Here is a 1,611-nt window from a genome sequence, read left to right on the forward strand (position 1 = left end):
GCCAGCGTCCGCAGGTCGTACATGCCCGCAGTGGGCACATAACCATTGCTGGCGACATTGGATACGAATTGGACCGGCCCAAAGCTCTTTAGCGCCGACACATCAAGCGTCGACTGGGCGTAGCGCCAGTAGCTGTACTGATAGACCGTGTCGTAGTTCGTTGAGACCACGCGAACATTGCGCCTGCAGGTGCCTCCGCTGCGCGAATGGAAACTGTAGGTCGTGCGAGTGGTTGTTCCGGGAGCAGACCCTGTGTCTACGGGATTGGAACCGTAATTGTCTCCGTAAGCGTCGCATTGGTTTCTGTTTAGCGAATCAGGGCTGGTCTGTACGGAATCCTGCGTCGAGGAGCCCGAAGCGATGTAGACTGGCGTGTCGAACACCGCCATGCGAGACTGATAGGGCACTTGGTTGGCAATATAGTCCATCGGCATCTGGCCGGTACTCAACAGCCGCCTGGCGTTGACCGTTATGCTGTAGGGCACGAACCCGTAGCGAATCCTGACCTCATCGTCGGTAACCGAGGAGGTGATGGTGGTGTGAAAATCCCTCACCGCTTGCCGCAGGCCGGTAATGCGGGTTCCAGCCATCGAGCCGGTCACATCTAGCACGAACATCACGTCCGAATTGGTGATCTGCAATTCGGCCATGCATTCGACCGAGAAGGACATTGTCTCCGTCCCGAAGATCTTCATCAACACGGTGGGAATGGTCGTGCTCGCGGTGCCGAACACCTTGCCCTCCTCGCCGGCTTGCGTCACGAAGTTCACGTCTTGCGCCTCGACGACTGCGGCATCGAAATTCGCATCGAACATGCGCATGGCCTTGGCCCGTTCGCTATTTTCGTAAGTGCCGGTCTTGGCCATGGCGCGGCGGCCCGCGAGCACGCCGGCATCGCAGGCGTTCTGCAATTGCGTTTTGGTCAGGTAGCCGCGGCTGGCATCGACACCCCCGCCGACCATGGCCAGGAGCGGAATTATGGCGGCAGCGAAGATCGGCAGAACATTGCCTTGCTGGTCGCTTGAAAGCGTCGCAATCAGCTTGCGGATGGTGCTTTGCTTCATGGAGTGCCCCGGTTTATTCGGCCTGCGTTTAATAAAACTCCATTAAGAAATTCCAAACTTCAATAATGAAGTGCCTGGCACCCGCCGAGCTTTCAATGCTATCGATGACCCATCCGATGGATCCAGATCTCCTTCCCCAGCCGCAAAGGCTTGCATTGCTTTATGCGCCGCCGGGGATGCGGCCTGCAGTTGGCTGTCTGTTTGAACTCGACGAGCGGCTAGGCAGAATCGTCGCCACGGCACGCGAGCCTATGCTGGCGCAAATGCGGATGGTGTGGTGGCGCGACCGGCTGGGCGAAGCTCGCGACATGCGCCCGAAGGGCGATCCCGTGCTCGATGCGGTCGGCTCGTATTGGCCGGGCGAGGAGGCTGCGTTGATCGCGCTGGTCGATGGCTGGGAAGAGCTGCTCGGGCAAGCGCCGCTGAGCGAGAACGCCTTTCGGCAGTTCGCCGAGGGAAAGGGCGCCGCCTTTGCTGCGGTCGCTCGCCTTGCGGGACAGGCGAGTTATGCGGAAGCGGCGCATGACGCGGGCTGCCGCTTTGCGCT

General features: G+C 59.9%; 2 protein-coding genes. One reads left to right on the forward strand and one right to left on the reverse strand.

Going from position 1 to position 1,611, the window contains the following annotated elements; translation table 11 throughout:
* On the reverse strand, positions 1–1,064 hold a 1,064-nt coding region (locus ACEW8G_RS05840; protein WP_373487502.1), incomplete at its 3' end, for a TadE/TadG family type IV pilus assembly protein.
* 116 nt (positions 1,065–1,180) lie between these two features.
* On the opposite strand from ACEW8G_RS05840, the gene ACEW8G_RS05845 reads away from it, so the two are divergent.
* The coding region (locus ACEW8G_RS05845; protein ID WP_373487503.1) for a squalene/phytoene synthase family protein at positions 1,181–1,611 on the forward strand (431 nt) is incomplete at its 3' end.

Source organism: Blastomonas sp., assembly GCF_041747255.1.
Taxonomy (GTDB): Bacteria; Pseudomonadota; Alphaproteobacteria; order Sphingomonadales; family Sphingomonadaceae; genus Blastomonas.